Origin of the sequence: Brevibacterium aurantiacum, from assembly GCF_007558825.1 — a bacterium.
Taxonomy (GTDB): domain Bacteria; phylum Actinomycetota; class Actinomycetes; order Actinomycetales; family Brevibacteriaceae; genus Brevibacterium; species Brevibacterium aurantiacum_A.
In genome coordinates this window covers 37205-64121 of the sequence record NZ_VLTK01000013.1, presented here as the reverse complement: position 1 = coordinate 64121, position 26917 = coordinate 37205, and the positions used below count along the sequence as shown (strand labels likewise).

The 26917-nt window shown below is 63.7% G+C and carries 23 protein-coding genes; 15 read left to right on the top strand and 8 right to left on the bottom strand.

The features are described 5' to 3' along the window. Positions 1–45 precede the first annotated feature (45 nt). Both FO013_RS18305 and FO013_RS18300 read right to left on the bottom strand, forming a co-directional pair. Positions 46–1314 (bottom strand): pyridoxal phosphate-dependent aminotransferase, encoded by a 1269-nt coding sequence (locus FO013_RS18305; RefSeq protein ID WP_143923997.1) that lies wholly within the window; start codon positions 1312–1314, stop codon positions 46–48. Between the two features lie 186 nt (positions 1315–1500). Continuing rightward, positions 1501–2082, bottom strand: a complete 582-nt coding sequence (locus FO013_RS18300; protein WP_186293194.1) for a GNAT family N-acetyltransferase — start codon at positions 2080–2082, stop codon at positions 1501–1503. Positions 2083–2211: 129 nt separating this feature from the next. Between FO013_RS18300 and FO013_RS18295 the strand changes: the two genes are divergently transcribed. The 7 genes from FO013_RS18295 to FO013_RS18265 all read left to right on the top strand — a co-directional run bounded on the left by FO013_RS18295 (position 2212) and on the right by FO013_RS18265 (position 8126). Continuing rightward, positions 2212–3168, top strand: coding sequence for an ABC transporter ATP-binding protein (locus tag FO013_RS18295; protein ID WP_143923996.1), 957 nt, complete (start codon positions 2212–2214; stop codon positions 3166–3168). A gap of 1 nt (position 3169) precedes the next feature. Next, the gene (locus tag FO013_RS18290; RefSeq protein WP_143923995.1) at positions 3170–3973 is read left to right on the top strand and encodes an ABC transporter permease; all 804 of its coding nucleotides are present in this window, start codon (positions 3170–3172) and stop codon (positions 3971–3973) included. A 39-nt stretch (positions 3974–4012) separates the two neighbouring features. Further along, entirely contained in the window at positions 4013–5209 is a 1197-nt protein-coding gene (locus tag FO013_RS18285) for a sensor histidine kinase (RefSeq protein WP_143923994.1), read from the top strand. Beyond that, entirely contained in the window at positions 5206–5811 is a 606-nt protein-coding gene (locus tag FO013_RS18280) for a response regulator transcription factor (RefSeq protein ID WP_143923993.1), read from the top strand. Before FO013_RS18285 ends, FO013_RS18280 begins: the two co-directional genes overlap by 4 nt. A gap of 24 nt (positions 5812–5835) precedes the next feature. Beyond that, positions 5836–6471, top strand: a complete 636-nt coding sequence (locus FO013_RS18275) for a TetR/AcrR family transcriptional regulator (protein WP_143923992.1) — start codon at positions 5836–5838, stop codon at positions 6469–6471. A gap of 117 nt (positions 6472–6588) precedes the next feature. Continuing rightward, positions 6589–7395, top strand: a complete 807-nt coding sequence (locus FO013_RS18270; RefSeq protein ID WP_143923991.1) for an ABC transporter ATP-binding protein — start codon at positions 6589–6591, stop codon at positions 7393–7395. After that, positions 7392–8126, top strand: coding sequence for an ABC transporter permease (locus FO013_RS18265; RefSeq protein ID WP_143923990.1), 735 nt, complete (start codon positions 7392–7394; stop codon positions 8124–8126). The genes FO013_RS18270 and FO013_RS18265 overlap by 4 nt, the downstream gene beginning before the upstream one ends. 78 nt (positions 8127–8204) lie before the next feature. Here FO013_RS18265 and FO013_RS18260 read toward each other — a convergent pair whose 3' ends face one another. The 4 genes from FO013_RS18260 to FO013_RS18245 form a co-directional block, all read right to left on the bottom strand. After that, complete coding sequence (locus tag FO013_RS18260; protein ID WP_143923989.1) at positions 8205–9389, bottom strand: ABC transporter permease; 1185 nt, start codon at positions 9387–9389, stop codon at positions 8205–8207. Beyond that, positions 9386–10273, bottom strand: coding sequence for an ABC transporter ATP-binding protein (locus FO013_RS18255; RefSeq protein ID WP_143923988.1), 888 nt, complete (start codon positions 10271–10273; stop codon positions 9386–9388). The genes FO013_RS18260 and FO013_RS18255 overlap by 4 nt, the downstream gene beginning before the upstream one ends. A gap of 123 nt (positions 10274–10396) precedes the next feature. Further along, entirely contained in the window at positions 10397–11047 is a 651-nt protein-coding gene (locus FO013_RS18250) for a response regulator (protein WP_101557467.1), read from the bottom strand. Positions 11048–11050: 3 nt separating this feature from the next. Beyond that, positions 11051–12442, bottom strand: coding sequence for a sensor histidine kinase (locus FO013_RS18245; RefSeq protein WP_143923987.1), 1392 nt, complete (start codon positions 12440–12442; stop codon positions 11051–11053). A gap of 205 nt (positions 12443–12647) precedes the next feature. Here FO013_RS18245 and FO013_RS18240 point away from each other — a divergent pair, with 205 nt between their 5' ends. The 8 genes from FO013_RS18240 to FO013_RS18205 all read left to right on the top strand — a co-directional run bounded on the left by FO013_RS18240 (position 12648) and on the right by FO013_RS18205 (position 22832). Beyond that, positions 12648–13499, top strand: coding sequence for an SDR family oxidoreductase (locus tag FO013_RS18240; protein WP_143923986.1), 852 nt, complete (start codon positions 12648–12650; stop codon positions 13497–13499). 128 nt (positions 13500–13627) lie between these two features. Beyond that, positions 13628–15772 carry a hydantoinase/oxoprolinase family protein gene (locus tag FO013_RS18235; protein WP_143923985.1) on the top strand — a complete coding sequence of 715 codons (2145 nt, stop codon included), beginning with the start codon at positions 13628–13630 and terminating at the stop codon, positions 15770–15772. After that, positions 15769–17808 (top strand): hydantoinase B/oxoprolinase family protein, encoded by a 2040-nt coding sequence (locus FO013_RS18230; RefSeq protein ID WP_260848256.1) that lies wholly within the window; start codon positions 15769–15771, stop codon positions 17806–17808. The genes FO013_RS18235 and FO013_RS18230 overlap by 4 nt, the downstream gene beginning before the upstream one ends. Continuing rightward, positions 17805–18788, top strand: coding sequence for a carbamate kinase (locus tag FO013_RS18225; RefSeq protein WP_143923984.1), 984 nt, complete (start codon positions 17805–17807; stop codon positions 18786–18788). Before FO013_RS18230 ends, FO013_RS18225 begins: the two co-directional genes overlap by 4 nt. Before the next feature lie 11 nt (positions 18789–18799). Beyond that, entirely contained in the window at positions 18800–19474 is a 675-nt protein-coding gene (locus tag FO013_RS18220; RefSeq protein WP_143923983.1) for a nucleotidyltransferase family protein, read from the top strand. Continuing rightward, on the top strand, positions 19467–20378 hold the full coding sequence (locus tag FO013_RS18215) for an AAA family ATPase (RefSeq protein WP_143923982.1): 912 nt from the start codon (positions 19467–19469) through the stop codon (positions 20376–20378). The genes FO013_RS18220 and FO013_RS18215 overlap by 8 nt, the downstream gene beginning before the upstream one ends. Continuing rightward, the gene (locus FO013_RS18210; protein ID WP_143923981.1) at positions 20378–21586 is read left to right on the top strand and encodes a VWA domain-containing protein; all 1209 of its coding nucleotides are present in this window, start codon (positions 20378–20380) and stop codon (positions 21584–21586) included. The genes FO013_RS18215 and FO013_RS18210 overlap by 1 nt, the downstream gene beginning before the upstream one ends. After that, on the top strand, positions 21579–22832 hold the full coding sequence (locus FO013_RS18205) for an XdhC family protein (RefSeq protein WP_143923980.1): 1254 nt from the start codon (positions 21579–21581) through the stop codon (positions 22830–22832). Before FO013_RS18210 ends, FO013_RS18205 begins: the two co-directional genes overlap by 8 nt. 52 nt (positions 22833–22884) lie before the next feature. On the opposite strand, the gene FO013_RS18200 is transcribed toward FO013_RS18205, so the two are convergent. After that, on the bottom strand, positions 22885–25890 hold the full coding sequence (locus FO013_RS18200; RefSeq protein WP_143923979.1) for a bifunctional FdrA/YlbE family protein: 3006 nt from the start codon (positions 25888–25890) through the stop codon (positions 22885–22887). Further along, entirely contained in the window at positions 25874–26905 is a 1032-nt protein-coding gene (locus tag FO013_RS18195; protein ID WP_186293193.1) for an oxamate carbamoyltransferase subunit AllH family protein, read from the bottom strand. Before FO013_RS18195 ends, FO013_RS18200 begins: the two co-directional genes overlap by 17 nt. Positions 26906–26917: the final 12 nt, after the last annotated feature.

Sequence of the window (26917 nt, the reverse complement as noted above, 5' to 3'; positions counted from 1 at the left end):
GCCATTATCTCAGCCCGGATCACCAGACTACGTGCCCCGGCAGTTTCACCCCGCTGCGGGGGACATGTCCTTGACGGTCGGCAGTTCGCAGGTGCTGCTCGCCTTCTGCTGGTACCCGGAGAGGAACTCGCCGAGGCGGTTGATCGATTCGTCCAGCACCTCGACGGAGGGCAGGGTGACGAGCCGAAAGTGGTCCGGGCGTGACCAGTTGAAGGCCGAGCCGTGGGAGACGAGGATCTTCTGCTCGCGCAGCAGATCGAGCGCGAACTGTTCGTCGTCGGTGATCCCGAACTTCTCGACGTCGAGTTTTGCGAACATGTAGAGCGCTCCGCTGGCCCGATGTGCAGAGACGCCGTCGATGGAGTTCAGCCCCGTGTGGGCGACGTCCATCTGAGCACCCAGGCGACCCTGCGGCAGGACGAGGTCATCGATTGACTGCTTGCCGCCCAGAGCAGCTTGGATCGCGTGCTGAGCGGGAACGTTCGCACACATGCGCATATTAGCCAGGAGCTTGATCCCCTCGAGGTAGCTCTTCGCCTCGGACAGCGGTCCGGTGATGGCCAGCCAGCCGGCGCGGTATCCGGCGATCCGGTAGGCCTTCGACAGACCAGAGTAGGTCAGGCACAGCACATCGTCGCCGGTGAGCGTGGCCATATTGACCATTTCGACATCGTCGTAGGTGATCTTCTCGTAGATCTCGTCGGCGAAGATGATGAGGCCGTGGCGACGTGCGATGTCGACGATCTTCTTCAGGGTCTCACGCGAATAGACGGCGCCGGTGGGATTGTTCGGGTTGATGACGACGATGCCGCGGGTGTTCTCGGTGATCTTCGATTCGAGGTCGTCGAGATCGGGCTGCCAGGCGGTGGCTTCGTCGCACAGGTAGTGCTTGGGCGTGCCGCCGGAGAGTGCGACCGATGCCGTCCACAGGGGGTAGTCCGGGCTGGGAACGAGGATCTCGTCGCCGGGGTTGCACAGCGCCTGCAGGGACAGGGTGATGAGTTCGCTGACTCCGTTGCCCAGGAACACCTCGGAGGTGTCCAGATTGTGGATGCCGCGGGTCTCGTAGTACTGGACCACGGCCCGGCGCCCGGAGAGGATTCCGCGCGAATCGGAATAGCCCTGTGCAACGGGAAGCTGCTTGACCATGTCATGGACGATCGCTTCGGGGGCTTCGAATCCGAAGGGGGCGGGGTTGCCGATGTTGAGCTTGAGGATGGTGTGGCCCTTGGCCTCCATCGCCTCGGCCTCTTCGAGGACGGGTCCCCGAATGTCATAGAGGACGTTGGCCAATTTCGACGACTGCCTGTACATGGGAACCCTGAGGACCTTTCGATGCGACGATTGCTGATACCGCTATTACCACGCTATGGCCACCGCCGAGGTGGTTCCGACCACACAGAGGCCCGTTTCGTGAACCTTTGACCGGGTTTTCGGATTGTTTCCCAGACCTTTCGTCACACGGGTCACATGACGTGGGCCGGTATCGAGGGCGAACCCTCATACCTGCTGCCGGTCGCTGCGCAGCATGCCGAAGATGAGCGTGTCGCTCCATTCGCCCTTTGACCACCAGTCCTGCCGCAGGTGAGCCTCCTGTCGCATGCCGATGCGTGAGGCCAACCTCGCCGAGGCGGTGTTTCTGGCATCCATCTGAGCGATGATTCGATGGAGACCGTCGTGGGCAAAGGCGGCGTTGAGCATGGCGATGGCGGCTTCGGTGGCGAATCCGTGCCCGCCCGCCGCCGGGTTGAGAACCCAGCCGATCTCGGCCTTCTCCGATGACTCTCCGTCGAACCAGATCGCGATGTCGCCGATGACGACCGAGCCTTCGATGCTCTCCAGCCCGTCCGCGGTTTCGATGACCAGTGCGAGTGCGCGAGCCTCGGTGTCCAGGCCGGTTCTCGGAATGCGTTTGGATACCTCGGTCCGTGCGACCTCGGCAGTCCACGGCTCGCAGAGAAGGAATCGCGCGACGTCTTCGCGGGAGTAGATGGGCAGCAGAGCCTCGGCGTCGGAGTCCCGATACGCACGGAGGCGCAGACGGTCGGTTTTCAGCGGCAGAGACAGCTCCTGCAGGGTCATGTCAATAACGAAATCACGTGTCTCGGGTGTGCGCAAGATTCGTTGGGCGTCAGAGAGCCCTTGGCAAGGGTTGCGCATCGGTGACAAATGGCATCATCATGCCCGACTGGCTCCTTCTAGCCTGAAATCATGAGCACACAGACGACGAATCACAGCAGCAGAAGTGAGCAGGTGCCATCGCCTCCGGCGATGGAGCTTAGCCACCTCTCGAAGAGCTTCGGCAGCCTCACCGCGGTCGACGACATTGATCTGAGCATCCGTCCGGGTGAGGTCGTGGCTTTCCTCGGCCCCAACGGGGCAGGCAAGACGACGACGATCGACATGCTGCTCGGACTGTCCCGACCGGATGAGGGATCGGTCGAGGTCTTCGGGATGTCGCCTCGGCGGGCGGTCAGTCGTGGACTGGTCAGCTCTGTGATGCAGACCGGAGGGCTCCTCGACGACCTCACGGTGCGGGAGACAGTGGCGTACACCTCTGCGGTATTCGCCTCCTCACTCGACGTCGATGTCGTCCTCGAACGGGCCGGGATCACCACCATCGCCGACTCCGTGGTCAAGAAGTGCTCGGGTGGGCAGAAGCAGCGACTGCGGTTCGCCATGGCACTCCTGCCGGATCCGGCACTGATCGTCCTCGACGAACCGACCACGGGCATGGATGTCACCGGGCGCAGGGACTTCTGGCATGAGATGCGTGCCGACGCCATGCACGGACGTACCATTCTCTTCGCCACGCACTACCTCGAAGAGGCCGACGAGTTCGCCGATCGCGTGATCCTTGTTGCCAAGGGCCGAATCGTCGCGGACGGCCCCGCGCACGAGATCCGGGCCATGGCCTCAGCGAAGACGGTCAGCGCCACGCTGCCCCTCCACGACGCTGAGACCTCCCGAGACGCCGACCTCCGGACACTGCTAGGCGGCCTGGCCGGGGTCGAATCCGTCGAGGTGCACGGCAGACGCCTGACGATGAGGACCACCGATTCCGATTGGGCCGCGCGCACTCTGTTCGACAATGCCTGCACAGACCTGGAGATCTCCTCGCACTCGCTCGAAGACGCGTTCATCAGCCTGACCTCGAAAGGGGCATGACATGACCGGCCCGACGGTCGCCTCGGCGACGACATTCCTCAACTCCCTCGACCAGCGCCGCCCACCGAAGTTCGGCGGATTCTCCGCAACCCTGCTGCGACTCGAATTTGTGCGCAAACTGCGCAACAGGCGCACCGTCATCTTCACGATGGTCATGCCCGCGGTCTTCTATCTCATCTTCGGCCTGACCAACAGGGGCCAGATGTTGGGAGATACGGACGCGGCGCTCTATATCTCGGTCTCGCTGGCGACCTACGGGGCGATGGTGGCCACGACCACGGGCGGGGCGCAGGTGGCGGTCGAGCGGGCATTGGGGTGGAGCCGCCAGCTGGCGCTGACCCCGCTGCATCCGGCGGCCTCTATCCTCACCAAGGTGCTCGTCTCGATGTTCCTGGGCGCGTTGTCGGTCCTCGTGGTCTTCGTCCTGACTGCGCTCACCGGTGTTCGCGCACCCTTGGGGACCATGGTGGTCTGCGGTGTTCTCGTCGTCCTCGGCTCTTCGGTGTTCGCCGCCTTCGGAGTCATGCTCGGCTACCTGCTGCCAGCCGAGAACGCCATCCAGCTCTCCAGCATGGTCCTGGGAGTGCTCTCCCTCATCGGCGGTCTCTTCGTCCCACTCGACGTGTGGCCCCACACACTGCAGACAATCGCCCGTTTCACTCCGGCCTACGGTGCGGGAGAAATCGCCCGCGCGCCCCTCGGCGGGGGATACGATCAATGGGCAGTCGTCAACGTTCTCGTCTGGTTGGTGCTCTTCACCGTCGGTTCAGCGTGGGCCCTGCGCGAGGACACCGCCCGGGTGTGAGCGCGACGCTGCGAGGGAGTGCGAGGAGGAAGAAGCTGGATGAGCTCTGAAGTCGAACCGAGGCCGATCTCATTCTTGCGCTGGATCTTCCCTGTCTTCTGGCTCGTCTTCCTCAGCTACCCGCTCACCGCGGCATGGAACCTCAATGGCTCTTCCCGAGTATGGGGGCTGGCTCTGACGGTAGTCTTCGCCGTGGTGTTCTACTCGGCGATGGTCGTCAGCGGTATCGGCCTCGGCGCTTTCGCCAGGCATGCTCAGGCACCGCATTCATTGCGATCGCGTGCGGAGTCGATGACCGTCAATGCGGCGCTGGGCATCATGGTGCTCATCGCGGCTGTCGCCGTGCCGCTCATCGGGGAAGAGGCACTGTCGTTCCTTGCCTACGTTTCGGTCCTCGTCGTCATCTCCCTGCGCCGGGTGGTGCCCGGTGTGGTCGCGGCCTGCTCCACGGTCGTCATCGCCGAGATCGCTCAGCGGACGGTGCCGGGCTGGACTCACGAATACGGCACCACCTTCGGAATCTCGATAGCCGGGTTCGCCATGGTCATGGCACTTGTGGCCGGCGACCGGGCGCGGGCGGCACGAACCGCCGAAGAGGAGAACCGTCGTCTCGAACGCGAGGCCGAGAGGCTGCGACTGTCTCAGGATGTCCACGACGTGCTCGGCCATTCGCTGACCGTCATCGCCCTCAAAGCCCAGCTGGCAGCGAAACTCCAAGCCACCGGCGAGCCGGAGGCGGTCAAGCACATCACTGAGATCGAACAGCTCGCCCGTGGGGCGCTGGCGGATGTGCGCACGACCGTGCAGGGAACGCGGACGATTTCGCTGGCCGGGGAACTCGTCGCCGCCACCAGGGCACTTCGAGCCGCCGAGATCGAGGTCGAAGCGCCAACCTCGGTGGACGAGGTCGATTCCGAGCTGCGTGAGCTCTTTGCCTGGAGCGTACGTGAGGGAAGCACGAACATCCTCCGGCATTCACGTGCCCGACACTGCACCGTGACCCTTGAGCGCGACCGACTCACCATCGTCAACGATGCTTCGGGCCGACGTACCGACCTCGCCGAGGTGGGGGCAGGATCCGGCCTTCGTGGACTGGCGGAGCGGGCGAAGGCGGTCGGTGCCTCAGTGAGGACGGAGGAGACCGACGACGGTTTCGTTCTCGTCGTCCAAGGCCAGAGCTCAGATGCACGAGAGACCAGCCCAACCCAGGCGAACAGGGAGCAGAGCCCACGATGACGACGCTGCTGATTGCCGATGACCAGACCATGGTCCGGGAGGCGCTCGCCGCGCTGCTCGGAATGGAGCCGGAATTCGAGGTCATCGCCCAATGCGCACGTGGTGATGAGGTGCTGCCAGCAGTTCGCCACCGGGCTCCCGACGTGGCGCTGCTCGACGTCGATATGCCCGGCCTGGACGGACTCGAGGTCGCTGCAGCGCTCGCCGCCGAGTTTTCGCAGGTCAGAGTTGTCATCGTCACGACCTACGGGCGGCCGGGGTGGGTGAGGCGAGCCCTCGATGCCGGGGTGAGCGGGTTCATGGTCAAGGACGCTCCCGTCGAGCGACTCGCTGACGGAATCCGACGGGTCATGGCCGGTCTGCAGGTAGTGGACTCAGAGCTCATCGTCGAATCGACCGTCCACGGGCAGTCTCCTCTGACTGAGAGGGAGACCGAGATCCTCCGTGTGGCGGCCGGGGGAGGCAGCGTCGGGGAAATCGCCTCGACATTGTTCATCTCACCAGGCACCGTGCGCAATCGGCTCTCGGCCGCGATCGGGAAGACAGATGCGCGGAACCGGGCCGACGCCGTGCGCATCGCCCGTGATCATGGCTGGCTGTGAGTCCTCCCCGCTAAGCTGAGGAGCATGGTCGAGCCAGAATCCGCGCCCCGTCGCAGAGGGCGTCCACGGAAGGGGCAGAGCGGGGACACCCGGGCGATGATCGCCGAGGCGGCCGCCGCCGAATTCTCCGAAAAGGGATATGAGACGGCGAGCATGCGCGGCATCGCCCGCCGCGCCGAAGTCGATCCGGCGCTCGTCCACCACTATTTCGATACGAAAGCTGCCCTTTTCGCCGACGTCGTCAAGCTCCCGGTCCGGCCCGACAAGATCATCGCTGCTGCCCTCGATGCTCCCCTTCCCGAGCTCGGTGCTTCGATCGCCCGCACGGTGCTGCTCGCGTGGGAGGACCCGAAGGTCAAACCCGTGGGTGTGACGATTCTGCGCTCGGTCGTCAACGGATCGGCGGCCGGAAAACTCGTCCGTCAGTTCCTCCTGCGCGAACTCATGTCCGCGATTGCCCAGCGCCTCGAGGATGTGGGCATTGAGGCCGTGTCGGCGCAGCAGCGGGCCTCGATGGTGCTTTCTCAGATAGCCGGGGTGCTCATACTCAGGCATGTCGTCATGGCCGAACCCCTTGCCTCCAGCCCGATCGAGGAGGTCATTGCTCACGTCGTTCCTGCGGTGCAGGGTCATATCGAGGGACTCCGGGCAGGGCGCTGACAACGCAGATGGGTGACAGGGGCTCGTAGCGAGCACCCTGTCTCGGTCTCACTCGGGGCAATAAGTGCTTGGGTTCAGCCCTTGACGGGAGTGAGGTGGAGGCGTCTAATTCATCATATGATGAATAACGCGATCGAGACGCGCGGTCTGCGAATTTCTCGGGGTCCAACGATGGTCATCGACTGCCTCGACCTCACGGTGCCCGGTGGCGCGATCGTCGGTCTGCTCGGACCCAGCGGCAGCGGCAAGACGACTCTCATGCGGGCCGTCGTCGGGGTACAGGTCCTGGCCGGCGGATCGGTGAATGTCTTCGGTCAGAGCGCAGGGAGCGCATCGCTTCGGCATCGAGTCGGTTACATGACCCAGCAGGCCAGCATCTATGAGGATCTGTCCGTGCGGCAGAACCTCCACTACTTCGCTCGCGTTCAGGGCGCTCCCCGTTCGGATGTCGAAAGAGTCATCGATCGCACGGATCTGTCAGGGCAGGCCGACCGTTTGGCCAGGACCCTCTCCGGTGGGCAGGCCAGCCGAGTCTCACTGGCTGCGGCGATGCTCGGCTCGCCGGACCTGCTCGTACTCGATGAACCGACCGTCGGCCTCGACCCGGTCCTGCGCGGGGATCTGTGGGCCATCTTCCGCAGACTCGCCGAGGATGGGACGACCCTCCTCGTGTCGAGTCACGTGATGGACGAGGCGACTCGCTGCGATCGGCTCCTGCTCATGCGTGAGGGCGATCTCATCGCGGATACGACCCCCGAACAGCTTCTGTCGACCACTGGTGCCGACACGGCCGAAGACGCGTTTCTGCGGATCATCGAGAGTCACGACGCTGGACCGGGTGCCTCGCGGTCGAGACGTCGGTCTCCCACACATCTGCTCACCGTCGGGAAGAGTCGTGCCCAGCGGAAGAAGGGCCCACAATGATTCCGATGCGAACCCTGGCCACAGCCGGACGCGTGCTGCTTCAGATCCGCAACGATCCGCGCACCATTGCCCTGCTCCTCATCGTACCCAGCCTCCTCATCGGGCTCGTGGCCTGGATCTTCGATGAGACCGAGGTATTCGCGACAATCGGCCCGGCGATGCTCGCACTCTTTCCCTTCATCGTGATGTTTCTCGTCACGAGCATCTCCACTCTGCGCGAACGCCGCAGCGGCACGCTCGAGCGACTGCTGTCGATGCCCTTGGGCCGCGGAGACTTCATCCTCGGCTACACACTCGCCTTCGGGATCCTCGCTGTGGTCCAGACTGCGGTCGCCGTCGCCTATGCCACGCTGGTATGCGGTCTCGAGATCGAGGGATCCGTATGGATGCTCTTCGTTGTCGCGATCGCTGATGCGCTGCTGGGTACGTCTCTGGGACTGCTCGCAAGTGCCTTCGCCCGCACCGAATTCCAGGTTGTGCAGTTCATGCCGGCGCTCGTTTTCCCCCAGATCCTCCTCGGCGGCATCTTCCTGCCCCGTGACCAGCTGCCCAAGGTGCTCGAGACCATCGGCGATTGGCTGCCGCTCTCACACGCGATCGACGCGCTCACGGCAGTCGCGAGCGGCGATGAGGATTCCAGCTACATCTGGCTGCGCATCCTCTTTATCGGATGCTGGATCCTCGGCGCGATCATCATCGGTTCGCTGACGCTGCGACGGCGCACGCAATGATACGGCTGACGCCTATGACGGTCGCTGCGAGATATTCCCTCCTGTCTGCTGTGCCGGCTGGCACAGATCCTGCCGAAACTACTTCTTCGACCTGCTCAGTGCCTGCTTCCACGACACCTTCGGGCCAGACTGCAGAATGGAACGTTCGAAGATCCGGGTCGCCAGCAGCAGAGCCAGGATCGTGGTCACCGCAAGGATGAGGAGGGAGACCAGCGGCTCCCACCATTCGATCGTGCCGAGGAAGACGCGCATCGGGACTGCGACCGCTGCGGAGAAGGGGATGTATGACATCACAGCCATCACCGTCTCGTTGGATGAGAAGAGGATGACGGCCATATAGGGCAGGAAGATGAGCATCATGATCGGGCTGGACGTCGAGCCCAGGTCCTCCGTCCGGGAGACCATCGAAGCGGCCGCGGCGTAGAGGGAGGCGATCATAACGAAGCCGACGATGAAGAGCGGGATGAACCAGCCGATCGGTTCCGTGACCTTGCCGAGCACCAGGTCGTTTCCGCTGATGGCGGCCCCGAGGAGGACGGAGAGCGCAGTCAGGCCTATCTGTGCGAAGGCGAGGATCGAACACGCGAGAACCTTGCCGAACATCAGCACCCTCGCCGAGGTGGAGGCGAGCAGAATCTCCACGATCCGTGACTGCTTCTCCTCCACCACTGAGGAGGCGATGGTTGTCCCGAAGGTCACCGCCGACATGAAGAACACGAGCCCGAGGCCCAACCCGATCAGGTACGTGAGCCCCGGATCCGGAGCGTGCGGGTCGAGGAGTTCAACGGTGGGCACCTGACTGAGAGCGCCGGTCAGCGACTCGGGTGCGGAGCGTTCGGCGATGACGGTGACACCGACAGGGGACGCAGGGTCTTCGACGACGGCGGCCGCGACCTCTTCGGATGTCACCATGGTCCTCGCCTCATCCGTGCTGTCGACGGAGACGAGTTCGATCCCGTCGATTCCTTCAACAGCCTGCGCTCCCGCCGAGGTGACCGCCACCTTGTCCGTGGAGGAGAACAGTGAGGGCAGTGACCCGGAGACTGCCACGAGCGCTCCGAAGAGGACGATGCTCAGCAGCGTCGAGACCATGAAGGCCTTGGACTTCAGGCGGACCATGACCTCTCGTTCGATGACGAGACCGATGGCGGTAGTGAAGCTGGCACGCTGTGTCTGTGCTGTCGTCGCCAATCCGGACTTCTTGGGGGCGTTCGTGGCGGGAGAGCTCGTGTCGACGGAGTTCGAATCCTGTTGGGTGCTCATGCCTGCGTGACCTCCTGGAAGAGTCGGTTGAGAGCGACGGCGTGCGGGCCGAATGACTTCACTGAGGACACGGTGATGGCCTGGTGCAGGACCGCCTCGGCGATATCGGCGTTCGGTGCGGCGAAGCGCACCCAGTTGCCGTCGAATTCGACGACTCGGATGTCGGGGATCTCGCGCACCCAGCCCATGTCCGAATCGGTCTGCAGAATCCACTCAGGTGTGCTGCGCTGACGCCGCAGCTCATCGGCGGTGCCGCCCGCAACAAGCCGGCCGCCGTCGATGATGACGAGGTCGTCGACGAGGCGTTCGACCAGGTCGAGCTGGTGGCTGGAGAAGAGGACGGGCGCACCGGTGTCGGCGAAATCCTTGAGGACCTCGAGGGTGCGTTCGACGGCGACCGGGTCGAGTCCGGAGAAAGGCTCGTCGAGCACGAGGGCGCGCGGGCGGTGGATGAGCGCGGCAGCGATCTGGACCTTCTGCTGGTTGCCCAGGCTGACGGCCTCGAGGTTGTCGCTGGGTCTGCCGCCCAGGTCAAGCTGCTCGAGGAGTTCCAGTCCGCGACGACGGGCCGAATGGCGGCTGAGACCGTGGAAGCGCGCGAGGTAGATGAGCTGATCGATGATCGGCATCTTCGGGTAGAGGCCCCGCTCCTCGGGCATGTACCCGATCGCACTGCGATGTGCGGCGGTGATGGTTTCGCCGTCGACGGTGATGCGACCGGAGTCGGCAGCGAGTACGCCGAGGATGATGCGCATGGTCGTCGTCTTGCCGGATCCGTTGGAGCCCACGAATCCTGTCATCCTGCCCGAGCCGATGCTGAAGGACAGGTCGTGGAGAACCTGCTTGTCGCCGAAGCTGCGTGAAATCGAGTCCAAGGTGATCATGACTCAAACCTATGCGGTGCCGCGCCGATGCGAATCCGTCGTTCGGGCTATTTCGGCATCGGCAGTGTGGGGGAGGTCGAATTCTGACCCTGGGAAGAAGTCTGACACTGGGAATGAGACCTCTCAGCTCCCGACGAGTCCGTTCTCGTAGGCGAAGATGACGACGTGGATGCGGTCGCGGATGTCGAGCTTGGTCAGCAGGTTGGAGACATGTGTCTTGACGGTGGCCTCGCCGACGAAGAGCGTTCCTGCGATTTCGGAATTGCTCAGCCCCTTGGCCACGAGGTGGAGGACCTCGAGTTCCCGGTCGGTGAGGAGTTCCAGTTCGGGAGCTGCCGAGGTGGTGGTGACGGTGCTGCGGACGGAGCGTTCGATGACGCGTCGGGTCACCTCGGGAGACAGGAGCCCATCGCCGCCCGCCAGCGCGGTGACCGCGTCGATGAGCTGCTCCGCCTCGGCGGTCTTGAGCAGGAATCCGCTGGCACCAGCGGCCAGCGCCTGGAACAGGAAATCGTCGCGGTCGAAGGTGGTGAGCATGAGGACAGCGCCGGCCGCTCCTCGGCGCACGATCTCCGCGGTGGATTCGAGCCCGTCCATGACAGGCATCTGGACGTCCATGCAGATCACATCCGGCGCGAGCTCGAGCGCACGGTCGATCGCGACCTGACCGTTTTCAGCCTCCCCGACGACAACGATGCCGTCCTCGCTCTCGAGGATCGTGCGGAAGCCGGTGCGGACCATCGACTGGTCGTCGACGAGGAGGACTCGGATCACGGTTCAGGCCTTTGCTGTGGAGTCGGTGATGGAGGAGGCAGTTGGGAGATCGCTGGTATCGGTGACGGTCTCGGGGGTAGTAGGCGTGGCCGCGGGGTCAGACTCAGATTCGGGGTCAGACTCAGATTCGGCGACGTTCCGAGGGTAGGGAATCTGTGCCCGTACAAGCCAGCCGCCACGGGACTTCGGACCGGCTTCGAGGGAGCCGCCCATGGCGCTCATCCGTTCGCGCATGCCGATGATGCCGAGGCCCAGGCCCGGTTGCTTCGCCGGAGGTTCGGAGTCGGGGTGCGATTCCTCGTGGAGCCCGCCGGGAGACCGGGTGTCGCTGATCTCGACTTCGAGATTGCTGGTGCCGTACCGCAGGCGGACATCCACCTCCGCGTGCGATCCCGCATAACGACGACAGTTGGTCAGGGACTCCTGGATCACCCGGTAGATCGACATCTCCGTGATCGGCGTCAGCGGTCTCGGCTCACCGATCGTGACAACGTCGACCTGCTGTCCCGATCGACGTGAGGCGTCGACGAGTTCGGGAATGTCGCCGAGGCCGGGGTTGCCCTTCGTGTTGTGCTCACCGGTGCTCGCGTCGTCCGTGTCCCGGAGGGTGTAGACGAGCGCACGCAGTTCATCGACGGTTTCTCGGGTGGAGGATTCGATGGTCTTGAGGGATTCTCGGGCCTTGTCGGGATTCTTCTCGAGGCTGCGACGGGCGGCTGCGGCGTGGATGCCGACGCCGGTGATGTGGTGGGCGATGCCATCGTGGAGTTCACGAGCGATGCGCACCCGCTCAAGATCGAGAGCCTGACGAGTCAGCTGCTGTTCCTGGGCGCGGACCTCGGCGTTGGCGGAGCGCAGATCGTCGAGGATCAGGCGCTGCTTCCAGGCTCGGTCGCCGAAGAGCCAGGCGCCGCCGAAATAGGCGACATTCGTCAGCAGGCTGACGCCGAAGCTCGCGGTGATCTGCAGGACTGTCATGTCCGAGAGACCGTTGGACTGGAAGAACACGGAGGCCACAAGGTAGATGAAGATGGCCGTGCACAACAGTGCCCTGGAGACGAGAGCCGACCGGCGATTGCTCTGCCACGCACCGATCGAGTACACGCCCATGAAGAGGATGATCTGGGTGACCCCTGGTTCCATGGCGCCGCCGATCTGTGCGCCGACGAAGATCGCGGTCTGGGTCCAGGCGACTTGGCTGGGGTAGCGCCGCCTCCAGATGAGGGGCACTGTCACCGCCACTGAAGCCAGGCACAGAACCCATAGCGGCGCCTTGAACGGCCAGTAGCCTGTCGTGACATACAGGATGGCGAAGACTACAGAACCTGCGGCCAGGGCGATGACCAGATATACGTCGCCGCGCGTAGGTCTCAGCGATGTCGGACTCTCTGCCATCCCTCCAGCTTAGACAGCAGAGGCGTGTTGGGGTATCCGCCGCTGTGTGGATCTGGGGCGTGGCGTATCCGGCGCGGGGTGGAGGCGTGGCTGGAGGGATTGGCAGTATTCGCCGTATCTGCGCATGTCTCTCGTGTGTAAGTTCGGGGCCAGGCGTCACCGCGCCGCCCGAACTGCAGATTATCGATCAGAAAGAAGTGCGTTTATGACGGAGACTACAAGGACAACCATCGATCCGGCGACAGGAGAATCTGTCGCTGTTGTGGGCGCACGAGGAAAGACAGGCCGGGCAATTTCGTCGGCGCTCAAGGACCGAGCGGTTCCCATCATTCCGATTGGGCGAGGCGAAATGATGAACCCCGTCGAGGCGCTGAAGGGTTGTCGTGCCGCCTATCTCATGGCGCCGAACCTTCATCCGGATGAGCGTGATTTCATCTCCATACTGCTCGGGGCCTGCCGCGAGGCAGGAGTGGATCGAGTCGTCTACCATTCGGTGGCGGCACCCTATGCTCCAGACATGCCTCACCACGTGGCCAAGGCTGCATCTGAGGACCTGGTGCGGCGGAGCGGACTTCAGTGGTCGATTCTCCAGCCGTGCGCATATATCGACAATCTCCTGCCGGGCCTGCGAGGACAGAATCCGCACGTTGCTGTGCCCTACAGCGTCGACACCCGATTCGGACTGATCAGTCTCGCCGACCTCGGCGAGATCGCGGCCGCCGTGTTGCTTGATGACTTCCATATCGGGGCGACCTATGAACTCGGCGGTCCGCAGCAGCTGACTGTTCGCGACTATGCCGCCGCCGCAGAGCAAGTGCTGGGTCGAGCGATTGAAATCGAAGCATCAACTCCGCAGCAGTGGGTCGCCGCCCACAGAAGCGCTGGCGCCGACTCGACGTCTGGGACGAGTCTCGACCTGCGCGAGATCGAATGGTTGGCAGCGATGTTCTCCTACTACGACTACCACGGACTGCCGTGCGGAGCGCTTCCGGCGCAGGCCATCTTGGGCCGCCCCGCGCGATCTGTTCAGGAGGTGCTGCGCTCGGAGCTGTCGTAATTGGAGACATTTACCAACGGCTCATTGGTTGTTTGGCATCTTTTGCCGGTGGAGTGATGTGAGTCACCGGCAAAAATGGATTCAAACGCTCAGCAGACCTGGGGTCATCAGACCTGGGAAGGACATTGATGTCGACTCAAAGCCCACGAATCCGTATCGGTATCGACACCGGCGGAACGTTCACAGATGTGGTGGCCTTCAACGAAGCCACCGGTGAGCTCACCACGACGAAGACTCCCTCGACACCGTCGAATCCCGCTGATGGCTTCATCAACGGCATTGACAAGGTCCTCGAAATGTTGGGCACCGATCAGGACGCCGCGACGATCACAGCCTCCGATATCAGCGCGGTCAGCCATGGAACCACCGTCGCTACCAACCAGCTGCTCGAGGGCAAGCTCGATCGTCTCGGCTTCATCACGACCGAGGGCTACGAATTCGTGCTCGAAATCGCCCGACAGGCAGTACCCGACGGGTACGGAAACTCCTATTTCTGGGTCAAGCCCGATCGCATCGTACCCGCCGACCTCGTCAAGACCGTGACCGGCCGCATGGACTTCGAAGGCCACGAAGTGCGTCCCTTCGACGAAGTCGAGGCACGCAAGGTCGCCCGCTGGTTCCGGGACCAGGGAATCGGCACATTGGGAGTCAACTTCCTCCACGCCTATGCGAACCCCGCCCATGAGCAGAGGATGCGCGAGATCCTCCTCGAAGAGCACCCCGACGTCATTGTGTCGCTGAGTTCGGAAGTGCTGCGCGAATACCGCGAATACGAACGATCGATGACGACCTTGGTTGACGCCGCAGTCAAACCCAAAGTCTCCACGTACGTCAAGAACATCCATGAACGCCTCGACGCCTATACCGGCACCGACAAGGACGCCAAGCTGCCGTTCTACATCATGAAGTCCAACGGCGGCGTGCTCTCCGCCGATGAAGTCGTCAACCAGCCCATCACCACCGTGCTCTCCGGCCCTGCCGCGGGTGCACTGGGTGCCGGACTCATCGCGCGGGAAGCCGGTTTCGACAAGGTCCTGACCTGCGACGGCGGTGGCACCTCGACGGACGTCACGGTTGTCGTCGACGGAGAGCCTGCTCTGACGACCGAAGGCTCGGTCGGTGTCTACCCCTCCAAGATCCCCATGATCGACGTCGTCACCGTCGGTGCGGGCGGCGGCTCGATCGCCTGGACCACGGCCGAAGGACAGCTCAAGGTCGGTCCTCAGTCGGCAGGAGCCGACCCGGGGCCCATCTGCTACGGCAACGGCGGCGTGGAACCGACCATCACCGATGCCCACGTCTTCCTCGGGCGGATCCCGCCCCACCTCCTCGGCGGCGAGATCCCCCTCGACGCGGACGCCGCTGGTCGCGGCATCAGCGAAATCGCCGCAAAGCTCGGCCTGAGCACGGAGAAGGCCGCGACTGGAATCCTCGAGATCTCCGCCTGGAACCAAGCCAACGCCCTGCGCCAGATCTCGGTCCAGCGTGGCCTCGACGTCCGTGACTTCATGCTCACCACCTTCGGCGGCTCCGGCTTGCTTCTGGCATGCACGCTCGTCGACATCCTCGATCTTGCCGGCGTCGTCGTTCCGCCTAACCCGGGAAACGTCTCCGCCTTCGGTCTCCTCACCGTCGACGTCAAGAACGACTATGTTCAGACGAACGTCGCACGCGATGACGGACTGGACATCGCTGAGGTCGCCGGCCTCTTCGACCGTCTCCAGACTCGGGCAACCGAGGCCCTGATCAACGAGGGATTCACACCAGAACGCCATCAGTTCGACCGCTCCGTCGACCTCCGTTACTTCGGTCAGGCCTTCGAGGTCCGCGTGCCCGCTCCTTCGGGTACGGTCACCCGAGAATGGGCCGACGAGGTGACGCGGGCATTCCACGCCGAGCACAGGCAGCTCTACGGCTATGACTTCGCCGATGCGTCGGACCAGCACGTGGAATGGGTCAATGTCCGGGTCTCAGGCATCGGTCCGATCACCCGTCCGGAGCTTCGCCACATCGCGTCAGCCGAGGGCGCACCGGATAAGTCCGAACGTGCACAGACCGCTGTGCGACCAGTGTGCTTCGACGCCGAGGACGGATACGTCGACACCGCCGTGTACTGGCGTGAAAGTCTCCTGGCCGGAGACACCCTGGAAGGTCCGGCCATCGTCGAAGAGTTCGGCTCGACCTTCCCGCTGCACCCGGGATTCACCGCTCGCATCGATGCCGGCGGCAACATCATCACCACTCGCCGCAAACGCCAGGAGGCAGGCAAATGACGATCACTGACCAGACCGCAGCACCCGACTCCGGGTCGATGCTCAGCCTCACTCCGTTGACAGGGCAGGCGTTGACCGACTACATCAACGCTGACCCGATCAACCCCGCAGGTCTGCCAACGGCTTACGAACATGGCAACCGCCTGACATCGAGGCAGAAGGCTTCGACGGTTGACCCGATCATCGTCGAGATCGTCGAAGGCACTTTGGCCAGTGTCGAAATGGAGGTCGAGACCGCGATTGCCCGAACCTCACGGTCACCGATGATCCGCGACGCCCACGATTTCCGAGCAGGAATCCATGACCGGCAGCTGCGCAAGCTCACAGGTCGCTCATATTCGGCACTCGTCCATCCCATCGTCCGCGACTTCCCGATCGAGGAGATGCAGGAAGGCGATGTCTTCTTCCACAACGACGTCTACGCCTCCGAGGGCGGAATCGGCCACCTTCCAGATATGTGCGTGACCGTGCCGGTCTTCGCCAACGGTGAGGTCGTCTGCTTCGTCCAGGCATTCGGCCACCACGATGACATCGGCGGAGCCTGCCCTGGATCGATGCCCTCGGGTGCTACCAGCGTCTTCGAAGAGGGCCTGATGATCCCCCCGATCAAACTCTGGGACGCGGGGAAGCCGAACAGGTCGGCACTGGCCATCATGACGCGCAACTCACGCATGCCCGACTCGCTCTCGGCAGATCTCGATGCGGAATGCTCTGCCTGCCTTATGGGCGCCAGGCGCCTGACCGAACTGTTCACCCGCTACGGAGTCGACACCGTCGAGGCTGCCTTCGACACCATCCTCGATAACTCCACGGAGATCTACCGCCGCGAGATCCTGTCGAAGATCCCCGATGGCCAGTACGTATGGGAGGACTACGCCGAACACGACGGAGTCTCCGACCCGATGCTGCACACACAGAGGATCACCCTGACCAAGACCTCAACTGGCGGCCCCGACGACGGTCCTCGTCTCATCATCGACTTCACCGGCACCGCGGCTCAAGCTGCAGGGCCGATCAACCACTGTGGTGACTATGTGGGCGGAAACTTCCTCAAGAAGTGGTTGGCACCGATCCTGCGCAACCTCGCCGACAGCCCCGAACGCATGGGCGAACTCGACGTCAACGAGGGAATCGTCCCCCTCATCGAGATGCGTTTCCCAGAGAAGGGGACCCTGCTTACGCCCGAGTTCCCAGGCCCCACGAACGCACGCACCTTCGTCATCCTGCGCCTCCTCGGCGTACTGGCAGGCGTGGTGGCGAAGGCAGTAGACGGGCAGATGCCTGCCGACCAGGAGACCATCCGCTACACGGGCGTCTACGGCAAGGACCGCGACGGCAACGATTACCTCATGCGTGAGGTCCTCGGCGGCGGCTCCGGTGGACGCTACTACTCCGACGGTGAAGATACGATCCACGTGGTCCCCGATTCCCGGAACCTGCCGACAGAGTTCACAGAATCCAGGTTCCCGTTTCGCGTTGAACGCCTCGGCCTGTCCGTCGACTCCGGCGGGGCTGGTCGTTACCGTGGCGGACTCGGCTACGAGAAGCACATCAGGATGTTGCGCGATGGTCATTTCATGTCGATCGCCGACCGGTCGATCCTTGCCTGCTGGGGAGTCAAAGGCGGTAAGGCCGGTCAGCCCTTCCAGGTCACCATCGACCCGGGTGGAGCGAACGAACGCGAAATCGATGCGCTGGCCGATGACGAGCCGATCAGCGCCGGCGAGGTCGTGCGGATCCGCACAACCGGTGGCGGCGGTTGGGGAGACCCGCTCCAGCGTCCCTTCGCTGAAGTCGTCCGCGACGTCCAGTGGGGCAAGGTGAGCATCGCAGCGGCCGAAGAGTCCTATGGTGTCATCGTCACCGAGGGCCCGGACGGAATCGAGAACGCCACCGTCGACGAGGCGGCTTCAGAGTCGCTGCGTGCACGCCTGCTCACCGAACGTGGAGTCAACGAACCCTTCTTCGACAGGGGGCCAGGCTACGCCGAGTTGGCTGGTGACGGTGCCAGGGCACCCGAGGTGGACTGGCTGTGAGAGTCCTCGTCGCCCTTGGCGGCAACGCGATGACTTCCTCCGATGGTGATGCGTCACCGGAGAGCCAGCGCCGTGCCATCGCTCAGGCGGCCGTCCATCTCGCCGATATCATCGAAGACGGACACGAACTCGTCGTCGCCCATGGGAACGGGCCACAGGTCGGCAACATCATGCGCAAGAACGAGCTCGCCGTCGCGGAGCTGCCCCCGGTCAGCCTCGACTGGTGCGGGGCCCAGACTCAGGGCACCATCGGCTTCACCATCGTGAGCAGGATCGAGAAGGAGCTGAATTCTCGAGGGATTGCCAAGAGCGTCGTTGCACTGGTGACCCGAACCGTCGTCGACCCTGACGATACGGCCTTCACTGATCCGGTCAAACCGATCGGCTCCTACCAGCCTCGGGACTATGCGGCTGCGATGGAAGAGCTGGGGCAGACATGGAAGGACTTCGGCAGCAGAGGGTGGCGTCGGGTTGTGGCATCGCCTCGCCCGGTGCGGATCCTCGAGACCCCGACGATCGAGTTCCTGGCGAATTCCGGGGCGGTCGTGGTCGCGGCAGGCGGTGGCGGAATCCCAGTCATCCCCGATGAGAAAGGATTCAACGGAGTCTCCGCAGTCATCGACAAGGACCTCAGTGCGGCGCAGCTGGCACGCTCGGTGAAGGCCGATCGGCTCATCATCGCCACCGATGTGCCCTGTGCCGTCGCGGGATTCGGCACTCCCGAGGCTCGCGACATCACGAAAGTCACGAACGCCCAGTTGCGCGAGCTCAAGGACACAGGCACCTTCGCCTCGGGTTCGATGGGTCCCAAGGTCGATGCTGTTCTCAACTTCGTCGACGAGGGTGGACCGATGGGTGTCATCGCTGCTCTCGACAATCTCCCCGAGGCTGTGGCAGGCAGCTCCGGAACCGTGGTCACACCTGTTGACGACGGTGTGACCGTGGCTGCCCGAGGTTCGACCTTGGCAGAACGCGCCTAGAATCGATAACCATGGTGAGGGCGATGAAGCGCAAGGTCAGCATGATCGTGTTGGCGGCCGGCAGCGGCAGTCGGATGGGTGTGCCCAAGGCGCTGCTGCGACTGCGTGTGGGGACCTCGTTGCTCGAACACCATGTGCACACGATGGCTGCAGCGCATGCTGGGGGCGAGGTGCAGCAGTCCGAGGACTCGCTGGAGATCATCGTGGTTCTCGGGGCGTCTGCCGATGTGGCGAGACCCCTGGTGCCGGCCAACGCACGTGTGGTCGAGAACCCTGACTTTGCCGCGGGGATGGGCTCATCGCTGCAGGTGGGCCTGCGGGCAGTCGCCGCCGATGCCGTAGCGGCCATCGTGACCTTGGTCGACCTTCCCGAGACTCCTGTCGAGGCCTACCGTCGTTTGCTTGAGCACTCCGGCACCGAGGTTTTGGCGCGCTGCATGTGGAATGCGGAACTCGGGCATCCTGTGATGATCGGCAGAGACCTGATCTCGGAGGCGATCGCGGCCTGTCACGAGGATAGAGGGGCGAGGAGTCTGTTCAGGGATTTGTCGGGTCAGGTTCTCGACATCGAGTGCGGAGATCTGTTGGCGCCTGGAGTCACGGGGAACAGGGATGTCGATACTCCGGCAGATGCACAAGCGCAAGGATTGCTTCTGCCCACGACCGGAATGAGTGATCATGCCTGACTACACCGGCGCCCTCGATCTGGCGAAGGCTCTGGGAGACGTGGGGTACATGGCCGACGATTCCCTTGCCACCGCAAGCTTCCTCGCGGGAGCACTCGATAAGCCACTCTTGTGCGAAGGCGCGCCCGGAGTCGGTAAGACCAGCCTGGCCAAGGCCCTGGCCAAAGTCCACGGCACCGAACTGATTCGTCTGCAGTGCCACGAGGGACTCGACGCGACCCATGCTCTCTACGACTGGGACTTCGCCAAACAGATTCTCCACGTCCGGACCATCGAAGCAGCGGCGAAGGCATCGGCCCAACGGCTCGATGCCACACGCCTCGACGATGAACTCCACAGCCTGCCGTTCCTGCTCAGGCGACCTATCCTCCAGGCGATCGAAAGTTCACGAAACGAGGGAGCTGATGCTCAACCTCGGCGTCCTGTGCTGCTCATCGATGAGATCGACCGTGCCGGCGACGAATTCGACGCTCTCCTGCTTGAGGTCCTCTCAGATTGGTCTGTGACAGTTCCCGAGCTGGGCACCATCCACACGCCGACCCCGCCCTTGGTGATCCTGACCTCCAACCGCACACGTGAACTTCACGACGCCCTCAAACGCCGCTGCGTCTACCACTGGTTCTCCCAACCTGATGCCCAGACTGAGGAGAGAATACTCGCTCATCATGTCCCGGCTTCTTCCCAAGCGCTGCGGGCCGCCGTAGTGCGAGCTGCTAATCGTCTGCGGTCGCAGACCCTGATCAAACCTCCGGGAACCTCGGAGACCATCGACTGGATCCGCGCGCTCGCGGCGCTGGGAATCAGTGAACTCGACGAGGCAGCCGTGCGGTCGACGATTTCCGCAGTTCTCAAAGATGCCGATGATCTCAGCGGTCTGAGTTCGAACAGTCTGGTCGACCAGTGATGAGCGACCTGACCGCCGAGCTGATGCGCTTCGGCTCACGCCTGCGCCGGCATGGACTGCCTGCCGGTGCAGACAGGATCCGGACTCTGGCCAGCGCACTTGCCCACATCGACCTGTTGGACCCAACCCAGGTTCGTGCTGCCTCGCGGTCATTGATCTGCACGGAGCAGAAACATATTCCGATCCACGATGCCCTCTTCAACCAGCATTTCGGCCTCACCGGGCGACAACGAGTGGCACCGGGCCCTCACGAGGTGTCGATCCCGACTCCGGAGCCCAGCGAAGAGTCGAGTGACTCGGCGAAATGGGATCACGTCGAAGACCAGACAATGGCGCTCCAAGCCGCCGCCAGCCGGCTCGAGGTCCTGCGCACCACCGACCTCGGCAACGGAGAACATGCGGCGGAGGCGGTACGTCTGATCGATGGCCTGTCTTTTCGCAACCCACGTCGCAGTGCGTATGCAGACAGGCGCAGCAGTTTCGGAAGAATCGATGCGAACCAGATCGTGAGGACCCTGCTTCGGCAGGAAGAACTCTCGCGTCTGCCGCGGTCAACCCGCCGAGAACGCGATCGAGACGTCACGATCATCGTCGACGTATCAGCCTCGATGAAGCAATGGCTGCCGGCACTCATCAGATTCCTGGCTCGAGCCACGCCAAGACTCAAGGCACGAAGCTTCACCCTGGGAACTCGTCTCACTCGAGTCGACCATCACTTCTCTGCACCGTTGAATGACCGTGAACTGCTGGCGGCGCAGGAGGCGATTCCCGACCTGGCCAGCGGGACCCGCCTCGGCGAAGGACTGCTCACCCTGCTCAACGGGGGACATCGGGAGGCGATCCGCGGATCGGTGCTCGTCCTCATCAGCGATGGCTGGGAACAGGGCGACTGCTCCGAACTGCGCCGCGCGTGCGCACGGCTGGGGAGACTGAGCCACCGATTCATCTGGGTGAATCCTCGTGCGGGACGTGTCGGCTTCACTCCGGAGGTGCGAGGTATGCGGATCGCTGAGGAACACGCGCAGGTGATGCTTCCCGCCACCACCGTTGACGGTTGGCAGGCAGTGGCCGAGAACATCGCCTCCAGCGTGAGACGGGATACGGCGAGGCAGGGCCGGGGTGGAACGAGCAAGGATGGATTGAGCCGACATCCGGATACGGCAAGCGCGGGCCAGAGAGCAGTGAAGGAGACGATGACGAATGGCTGAGCTGGAACAGACACTGCTGAATTGGCTGCAGGCCGGCCGCCGGTTCTCAGTAGCCATCGTCGTCGAAACCTGGGCATCGGCACCCCGCCCGGCCGGAGCGATGATGGCGGTGGCCTCCGATGGTCAGACGGTCGGCAGTCTGTCCGGGGGATGCGTCGAATCCGCCGTCCACGATCTCGCCCTCGAGGTACTGACCACAGGTCAGGCCAGGCTGTCGCACTACGGCACCAGCGACGACGAGGCATACGCTGTGGGCCTTGCCTGCGGCGGGCAGATCGAGGCACTGGTGATCCCGGTCGTCAATGAGGCAACGACGGTGCCGCTGGCTGCTTATATGCGTGCGCTTGAGGAATCTCGTCCGGCCGCGCTCGCCCTGGAACTGCCGATGATCCGTGAGACTTCAGCCGACGAGGTGTTCGGCCAGGCGGCCGAAGACTCTGTGGCTTCCGAGGGTGTCGTTGACGCTGATGACACGGGTCGCATGTTGTTCATCGAACCCGCAGAGGGCGCGGCTGGCGTGCCCTCATCTGCCGGCCGACATGGTGCGGCAGCCAAGGCTGGAGCTGAGTGGCGCCGGAGTGGAACTCTCGGGCACCCGCGACTCGATGAGCACGTCACCACCGATGCTGGGGCGATGATCACCCAAGGCCGATCGGGAGTGCGTGAATACGACTCCACTGGAATGCGCCTCGGCGCGGGAACACGGATCTTCGTGACCACCTCGGATCCGCCTCCGCGTCTCATCATCTTCGGGGCGATCGACTATGCGGCGGCTTTGTCTCAACTCGGGAAATTCCTCGGCTATCAGGTGACGGTGTGCGATGCGCGACCGATCTTCGCAACTCCGGAGAGGTTCCCCGATGCCGACGAGGTCATCGTCTCGTGGCCGCATCGATACCTGGCCGAAGAGGTCCGGGCCGGGCGAATCGAAGGTTCCACGGTCATCGCAGTGCTCACCCACGATCTGAAGTTCGACGTTCCAGTGCTCCTCGAAGCGGCAAGGTCCGTGGCCGGATACATCGGTGCGTTGGGAAGTCGTCGCACCCACAAGCTGCGAGTCGATGCTATGTCACTGGCGGGGGCGAGCGCTGCAGAGATCGAACGAATCCATGGTCCGATCGGCCTCGATCTCGGGGCCCGTTCGCCGGAGGCCACTGCAGTGTCCATCTTCGCCGAGGTGCTGCTTGAGTTCGCCCAAGGAACCGGCCGTTCGCTGCGGAGGACAACCGGACCTATTCACTCGTAGTCACCGGACCCAGCGAATGCTCGCTGGGCTCGATGACCGAGGCTGAAGCGAACTACCGTCCCAGAGACTCGAGACCATTGGTGAAGCAGTCCATCGGAGGATTGACGAGTCCGGCACCTACTTGGCCGACACCGGCTATGCGACCGGCCATGCCCGTGTTGATCTGCGGAAGCACATTCGTTCGCAGCACCTTGACCAGGTCGATTCCGCTGGGAACACCGCGGAATTCGAGGATCGGAATCTGGTGGATCGGGTGCTCACCAGCGGTGATCTCGTACATTCTCCGCGTCGTCTCCACCGCGAAGGCCACATCGCCACCGACGAGACGCACCACCGCCGGAGCCGCGGCCATGGCCAGTCCTCCGATGCCGGCGGTCTCTGTGATCGCCGAGTCTCCGATGTCGGGATTGGCATCTTCTGGACCGAAGTCGCCCAGGTACAGTCCCTCAGCGACCTGGGCCGGTCCGGTGAACCATTCGTCGCCGGTACCTGAAAGTTGGATGCCGAAATCGGTGCCGTTGCGAGCCATGGTCACGACCAGTGAGGATCCGGGAATGCCCTTCGCCGCAGCCATCGCCAGTTTGCAGGTCGGCATGACCAGGTTGAGCGCGAAGTAGTCATTGGCGCCCAGGAAACTGCACACCTCGGCGAGGTCAGCGGTGGCGAAGTCCAGTGCCAGCAGATCCGGCATCAGATCTCGGAGGAACAGCAGCGTCGCCGTGCGATTGCGATTGTGGCCCTCATCGCCGGATGCCAACATCTGCGAAACATAGTACTTCGTGTCGATGGGTCCGTGTGCGGCGACCGCCTGTGCGAGCACGGGTCCCAAGATGTCGCGCATCCAGTGCAGGCGGTCAAGCACCTCGTCGTTGTTCGCACCGTACCGCAGCACCTTACCCAAGCCCTCGTTGAGGGAGCAGTAGGCGCGATTGCCATACACAGGGTCGATGAGTTCGAACATCCACATCGACGGGCTGATCACTCCTGCCATCGGCCCGACAGCATCCTTCGAATGACACGGTGCCATGCTGAATCGTCCATCGGCGAGCCCGGCTTCAGCCTCTTCGAGGGTGTCGGTCAGCCCTTCGAAGACCACAGCGCCGGCCAATGCTCCGCGCATGGGGCCCGAGGCCCGTTCAAACTCCAGGGGAGGTCCCGAATGCAGGAACTCGTTCTCGGCAAGGCCCAGACATTCACGGGCCGGCCGTAGGCCGACGAGCTGGGCACCGGCATTGAGCATGGCCTCCAACGCTTGGGCATTGGCGGCCAGTCGACGAGGGTCGCTCATCACGGAGAAGAGCCTGTTCGCATCACCGACGGGTGGCTGCCACGGTACTTCGACGACGGGAACGGCCTGTGCGCGCAGCGCATCGGCGAAGAGTGACAGGCCGACGCTGACGACTTTCGGTTCGGCCGAGAGCAGCTCGCTCAGCTTCGTCGCCGGCACATCGCTCCTCGCCGACGCATCGCTCGTCGCCGCAGAGTTCGCTGCTGCCTCCGTCGTCGCCGGTGCCCCGTGGGAAGAGGGTCCTGACTGTGCAGGAGCGTTGTCGCACTCGGCCTGGTTGAGCGGGGCGATGAGGGAGACCGCCCGCCGAGTCGCCTGAGCATTCGAGACGTAGACCTCAGCGCCGGCCCCAACGAGCGAGCCGACCGTGGCAGAGAAGTCCTGAGGATCAGACTGGGTGCCGATGAGGCTGACGATGACCGGCAACTCCCGTCCAGCCTGTGTTGCGGCCAAGCGAGCTGCGGAAATGGCTCCGGAGAGACCTTCCGCTGGAGCCGCGTGGGCTCCATGACCGAGGACCAGATCGAGGAGGAGGACCCCGGCGCTGTTTCCCGCCTCGGCGATGGCCCCGAGACGGAGGCTGGGGTCGATCATCGGGTGGGCGCGACCCTGAGTCATCCCATCATCACCGAAGTCGATGACCGTGTGCGCGGACGTGGGCAGTTCGGCACCGGCAATCTTCTCAGCCCCGCCGAGGGGGATGTTCGAGGTGATAGGTCCCAGAGTTTCGGCCGCGATGAGCATGGCTTCATCGGCCATGGTGCCCCCGCAGAACAGCCCCACCAGAGGTCCCTGCTGCAGGTCCTCTGAGGAGCCGGTCGTTCCCCAGGAGGGCCAGGTGGGGACATTGAAGCCGCAGCTGTCCAGAGCAGTTTCGACGCTTGTTGTGAGATCGGTGCGCTCGGGACCGAGCACAGCCCAACTGACACCGATGCCCAGATCGGCTGCCAACACCTCTATCTCAGCGACCACCTCGGCGTCGGCGGGTTTCGACACGATGATGACATGGTCGGTGTCTTTGTCGCCGGCCAGAGCCTTGAGCGCCTGTTTGGCACTGAGTCCGCCGACCTCGCGTGCCAGATCGCGTCCGCCGGTGCCGATCAGCTGGGAGATCCCTGCCCCCGCGGCATCAAGCAGGGTTGAGACCTGCTGCGCACCAGTGCCCGAAGCGGCGACGATCCCGATCCGGCCCGGCTTCACCTCGTTGGCGAAACCGAGCCCGGCCCCGGCGACGATGGCCGTCCCGCAGTCGGGGCCCATGACGATGAGGCCCGCCTCGGTGGCTCGGTGCTTGAGTGCGACCTCGGTGTCGACATCGACGTTGTCGCTGAAGAGCAGCACCGAGTTGCCCGCATCCAGAGCGGCAATGGTTTCGATGCCTGCATAGTCGCCGGGCACGGAGACCACGACCAGGTTGGAGCCGGTGCGCCCGACCGCTGACTCGACAGTCAGGGGAGGCTGCTCCGCTCCCGTTGGCCCCAGCGAGCGTGCGGCGGTGTCGGCAATGCGGGTGAAGGCTTCATCGACGGCGGCGAGACCGGACGCGAGCGCAGCTTCGTCGCTGGCGCTGATCGCGATGACCAGATCGTTGGGGGCAGCCGAATCGGGAATGTCGAAACCGGCATCGCGCATGAGCCCGACATTGAGCTCGGTGCCCATGCCGATGAGCGCCGCGTCTACACCTTCGGTGGCCTTGACCTGCGCAGAGACCTGCATGAGAGCCACAGAGTCGTAGTAGAGGCCTGACCTGATATCAAGAGTCGTCGGCATGGATGGTTCCTTCCAGTGGTGAAACGAGAGTGAGTTCGGCAGCAGGTGTGAGTACCGCGAGGAATCCGGTCAGAAGATCATGGCCGGAGTGATGACCGATCCGGTTGATGTTCGCTAACACCTCATCGAGACCGTGAGCCTCGTCGAACGTGTGAAGCGGCGGTGTGGTGCGGTGGCCGTTGCCGGAGAACTTCTCGGCGCGGATCAGTCGGGCGATGTCGGCGATGGCGCGCTCGATCTCCGGAATGCAGTAGCCCTCGAGAGCAGCACGCAGAAGTGAGGCAGAGACGGCTGTGGTTCGCTCTTCGAGTGCAAGGTAGGACAGACTGCTGGCCAACAGCGAGTGCTGGCACGAGCTGAGCACTGACTGCGAAGTCCAGCGCAAGGCAAGGGCGATCCCGCAGAGTGCGTCATCACCGGATGGGGTGCTTCCGGGACCGTAGCCCAGGAGGGCGTGGGCGAATGAGTCGACGTCCGCAACCACACCGGATTCCAGGGCCCGGACGAGATTGACCGACCGGAGGGCAAGACCGCTGAGACCCGGGTTCAGGCGATCTTGGACCGAGGCGACCACGCCAGGCGAACATGGTCGAGGATCGCTGAGATCCGGGGGCTCGATTCGGCTGGGACGCCATGTTCTGACGGCTGCGCACCTGAGATTCGCGGATTCGATCCGTTCCACTCTCGGGTGGGCCGATGCCGTCGAGAAGGTGACGGTGGCCGGCATCTCAGGCCGAAGCCTGCCGAGGTGGTCCGCAGTCAGCTGGGGTACCTGAAGTCCTGTCGGCAGTTGCAGGGCATCCGGGCCCATCACGGGAAGTACATGTGTCCCGCGCCGGTGAGCATCGACTCCGATGTAGAAGCCGGTCGGAAACAGTCCGATGACCGTTGCGTCAACGGTCACCTCTGATGAGGACACTTCTTGTGAGCTCGCGAAAATCGACTCCAGCGCGGTGACGTCGTCCGGGTCCAGGAACGGCAGAGGCGAAGCCGCTGCTGGAAGAGTGCGTGACATGGACCTCATTTC